Annotated in this window: 6 protein-coding genes; 2 read left to right on the top strand and 4 right to left on the bottom strand. The window is 74.1% G+C overall.

The window, feature by feature from the left end; genetic code table 11:
* Positions 1 to 664, top strand: a 664-nt coding sequence (locus E2E34_RS32335) for a helix-turn-helix domain-containing protein (protein WP_244316342.1), incomplete at its 5' end; no start/stop codon positions are given.
* Here the strand turns inward: E2E34_RS32335 and E2E34_RS32330 are convergent.
* From E2E34_RS32330 to rpmF, 3 genes are all read right to left on the bottom strand, one after another.
* On the bottom strand, positions 598 to 996 hold the full coding sequence (locus E2E34_RS32330) for a VOC family protein (RefSeq protein ID WP_138905402.1): 399 nt from the start codon (positions 994 to 996) through the stop codon (positions 598 to 600). The genes E2E34_RS32335 and E2E34_RS32330 overlap by 67 nt on opposite strands.
* 72 nt (positions 997 to 1,068) lie before the next feature.
* Positions 1,069 to 2,250, bottom strand: coding sequence for a GTP-binding protein (locus E2E34_RS32325; RefSeq protein WP_138905401.1), 1,182 nt, complete (start codon positions 2,248 to 2,250; stop codon positions 1,069 to 1,071).
* A 5-nt stretch (positions 2,251 to 2,255) separates the two neighbouring features.
* Positions 2,256 to 2,426 (bottom strand): 50S ribosomal protein L32, encoded by a 171-nt coding sequence (gene rpmF, locus E2E34_RS32320; RefSeq protein WP_028814853.1) that lies wholly within the window; start codon positions 2,424 to 2,426, stop codon positions 2,256 to 2,258.
* 161 nt (positions 2,427 to 2,587) lie between these two features.
* Here rpmF and E2E34_RS32315 point away from each other — a divergent pair, with 161 nt between their 5' ends.
* The gene (locus tag E2E34_RS32315; RefSeq protein WP_138905400.1) at positions 2,588 to 3,547 is read left to right on the top strand and encodes a slipin family protein; all 960 of its coding nucleotides are present in this window, start codon (positions 2,588 to 2,590) and stop codon (positions 3,545 to 3,547) included.
* Between the two features lie 168 nt (positions 3,548 to 3,715).
* On the opposite strand, the gene E2E34_RS32310 is transcribed toward E2E34_RS32315, so the two are convergent.
* Positions 3,716 to 3,910 (bottom strand): LysR substrate-binding domain-containing protein (locus E2E34_RS32310; RefSeq protein WP_244316340.1); only part of this gene is annotated, 195 nt, incomplete at its 5' end.

Raw genomic sequence — 3,910 nt, 5'->3', positions numbered from 1 at the left:
CCCCGACGGCTGCATGGACCTGCTGTGGACCAACGGCACGCTGTACGTCGCCGGCCCCGACACCCGCGCCCACCCGCCGGGCGAGACGCCCGCCGGCGCGGACGCCCGCTACGACGGTGTGCGCTTCGCCCCCGGCGCGGCCCCCGCGTTCCTCGGCGTACCCGCGCACGAGCTGCGCGACCAGCGCGTGGAGCTCGCCGACCTGTGGCCCGCCGCCAGGGTCCGGGCCCTGGCCGGCCGGGTCGGCGGCGCACCCGATCCGGCCACCGCCCTGGAGGACCTGGCGCTGCGGCACGCGGCGGAAGCACCGCGGCCCGACCCGGTGCTGCGGGCCGTCGCCCGCCGGCTGGACGCGGGCGCCGCCGTCGCCGAGGCCGCGGAGGCGGCCGGGCTCAGTGCCCGGCACCTGCACCGCCGCTGCCTGCACGCCTTCGGGTACGGACCCAAGACGCTGGCCAGGATCCTGCGGCTCCAGCGGGCGCTCGCGCTGGTGCGCGCCGGGGCGCCGTACGCCGAGGCGGCCCTCGCCGCGGGCTGCGCCGACCAGGCGCACCTCTCGCGCGAGGTGCGTGACCTGGCCGGTACGACGCTGGGCGCCTACACGGCGTCCCTGTCGGCGAACAGCGAGACGCCGCAGCCGTCGGGGTCCAGCACCACCGCGTAACGCTGCCCCCAGAACGCGTCCCAGGGCTTGAGGTGCCCGCGGTGCCCGGCGGCGATCAGCGTGTCGTACACCGCGTCGACCTCGGCCGGGCTGTCGCAGCGGAAGGCGAGCCCGACCCGGTCGCCGCCCTCGGGCCTGGTCCAGTGCGGGTCGAAGGAGCGCACGGTCTCCTCGGTGTCGAACAGGACGCGCAGCCCGCCGGGCAGCGTCGTCTCGGCGTGCGGGGCGGTGTCGGCCTCGGCGGGCACGTCCAGGCCGAGCAGCCGGTAGAAAGCGAGGGAGGCGGCCATGTCGGCGGCCACGATGCCCAGGGCGTCAAGTCGTGGAGTCATGCCCTCACCGTAGGAGGGCGGCCGGTGTCCGATCTTGAAGGAATCGGACACCGGCCGCCGGGGCCGCTTCGGTCACGCTCCCGCCGGCGCGGGCTCGTGCGCGCACGCGTCGTCGATGCCGGACGTCTCCCACGCGGGGAACGGGTCGTCCGCCCGGGCGTCCTCGCCGTCCGCCGATCCGAGGCAGGCCGTCAGCGCGCTGTGCAGCGCTTCGGCTTGCAGCCCCGTACCGATGAAGACGAGCTCCTGGCCCTGCTCGGTGTCCGCGCCGGTCACCCCCGAGGGCTCGAAGCGGGCCACCGCGCCGGCCTGCGACCACAGGCCGGTCACGCGGGGCCGGGTGGCCAGCCGGAAGAAGCCCTTGGACCGCAGGATCTGCCCGTACGCGCCGCTGTCGAGGCCGTCGGTGACGAAGTCCCACAGCCGTCCGGCGTGGAAGGGGCGGTCGGCGCGGAACACCGTGCTGGAGATGCCGTACTCCTCGGTCTCCGGCACGTGGTCGCCGTTCAGCTCCCGCACCCACCCCGGCGCCTCCTGGGCGCGCTCCAGGTCGAACAGTCCGGTGCCCAGGACGTCGGCGGGGGAGACGCGGCCGTGGGTGGCGGTGAGAATCCTGGCCGCCGGGTTGAGGCGGGAGAGGGCCGCCCGCAGCCGCCGGGCGGTCCCGGCGCCGACGAGGTCGAGCTTGTTGAGCACGATGACGTCGGCGAACTCGATCTGGTCCACGAGCAGATCGCTGACGGTGCGGTCGTCGTCCTCGTACTGGTCGAGGCCGCGTTCGGCGAGCCCGTCCCCGCCGGTCAGCTCGGGCAGGAAGCCCGCGGCGTCCACGACGGTGACCATGGTGTCGAGGCGGGCCAGGTCGCCCAGCGTCGCCCCGTCGTCGCGCGGGAACGCGAACGTGGCGGCGACCGGCATGGGTTCGGAGATGCCACTCGACTCGATGAGCAGGTAGTCGAAGCGGCCCTCCCCGGCCAGCCGGCCCACCTCTTCGAGCAGATCGTCGCGCAGGGTGCAGCAGATGCACCCGTTGGTCATCTCGACCAGGCGCTCCTCGGTGCGCGAGAGCGCGGCCGCGCCGCCCCGTACGAGGGCGGCGTCGATGTTGACCTCGCTCATGTCATTGACGATCACGGCGACACGCAGGCCGTCCCGGTTGCCCAGGACGTGGTTGAGCAGCGTCGTCTTGCCGGCGCCGAGGAATCCGGAGAGCACCGTGACGGGCAGCCGGCCGGGGGCGGTCGGGGCACTCACGCCGGTCAGCCCTCGGGGCGCAGGAGGCCGCGCTCGTACGCCTTGGCCAGCCGCTGCGGCACGCGGTACACCGAACCGTCCACGGTGACGGGGACGAGCTGCGGCGTGGTGGCCTTCCACTGGGCGCGCCGGTGGCGGGTGTTGCTGCGGGACATCTTCCGCTTGGGTACGGCCATGGTGGTCCTCCTGGGGTGCGGTCCGGGGTGCGGGACACGGAGAACGCTACATGAAAACGGATCTCATGTTCAATTACCGTCTCCGGTCCGCTTCTCGACCGGGTGTGAAGCCGGGCGTATCGTGACAATCAAGATGCGGCTCGGACCCATTGGGGGTCGTGATGCTCGACGAGCTTCTGGCAGCCGGGGCGGCCACGGCAGCGGCCGCCGTGGTGTACGTGGCGGCTGCGGCGCGCGTGGTACGGCAGTACGAACGGGGCGTGGTGTTCCGCCTCGGGCGCCTGCGCAAGGACATCCGGGGCCCCGGATTCACCATGATCGTTCCCGGGGTGGACCGGCTGCGGAAAGTGAACATGCAGATCGTGACGATGCCGGTGCCCGCGCAGGACGGCATCACCCGCGACAACGTCACGGTCCGGGTGGACGCCGTCATCTACTTCAAGGTGATGGACGCCGCCGACGCCGTGGTGCGGGTCGAGGACTACCGGTTCGCGGTCTCGCAGATGGCGCAGACCTCGCTGCGCTCGATCATCGGCAAGAGCGACCTCGACGACCTGCTGTCGAACCGGGAGAAGCTCAACCAGGGTCTGGAGCTGATGCTCGACAGCCCCGCCGTCGGGTGGGGCGTGTCGATCGACCGCGTCGAGATCAAGGACGTGTCGCTGCCGGAGACGATGAAGCGGTCCATGGCCCGCCAGGCCGAGGCCGACCGCGAGCGGCGGGCCCGGGTCATCAACGCGGACGCGGAGCTCCAGGCGTCGAAGAAGCTGGCGGAGGCGGCGGGCGTCATGTCCGACCAGCCGGCGGCGCTGCAACTGCGCCTGCTGCAGACGGTGGTGGCGGTGGCGGCCGAGAAGAACTCGACCCTGGTCCTGCCGTTCCCCGTGGAGCTGCTGCGGTTCCTGGAGCGGGCGGCGCAGCAGCAGGGGCCGCCACCCGGGCAGGAGGGGGAACAGACCCCGGACGGGCCGAAGGCCCCGGAGGCCCGGGCCGCCGTGGCCCAGCCCCCCGAGGCGCGGGCCGCCGAGCCCCGGCTGCCGGTCGCGGACGAGGCGCCGGGCCCGGCGTCCGAACAGCCGCCGGCCGTCAGCGGCCGGGCGGGAGGCGTCAGCCGGTCCTGAGGCCGGAGCGAGAGTGCCGCGGCGGTACGGCGGCGACCGCCCTCGCGCGCGGCCAATGTGGCCGCGTACGCACGCGCTGGACGTTTCCGCCAACTCCGCGCCAGGAGCGCCGACATGAGCCGGTCGCCCGCCCGGGATGAGCCGGTAGCCCCCCGGGCCGGGCCGTCGTCAGCCGGAGGTGGAGAGCCCCGCCGCCGACGCGGCCAGGGCGTCAAGTACCGGCCGGATCAACGGATGGTGCTCCGCCCCCCGGCGGACCGCCGCGAACACCCGCCGGGTCGCCGCCGGGCCCGAGACCGGGCGTACCACCGTGTCCTTCAGCTCCATCCCGCGCAGCGCCGAACGCGGCACGAGCGCCACCCC

It is taken from the genome of Streptomyces albidochromogenes (assembly GCF_005981925.1).
Lineage (GTDB): Bacteria > Actinomycetota > Actinomycetes > Streptomycetales > Streptomycetaceae > Streptomyces > Streptomyces albidochromogenes.
Note: the sequence above shows the minus strand (reverse complement) of the source record. Positions and strands in the feature narration are given on the sequence as shown.

Coding starts and splice junctions, on each gene's coding strand:
- E2E34_RS32315 (WP_138905400.1), top strand. CDS start 2,588: ATGCTCGACGAGCTTCTGGCAGCCGGGGCGGCCACGGCAGCGGCCGCC.
- E2E34_RS32330 (WP_138905402.1), bottom strand. CDS start 996: ATGACTCCACGACTTGACGCCCTGGGCATCGTGGCCGCCGACATGGCC.
- rpmF (WP_028814853.1), bottom strand. CDS start 2,426: ATGGCCGTACCCAAGCGGAAGATGTCCCGCAGCAACACCCGCCACCGG.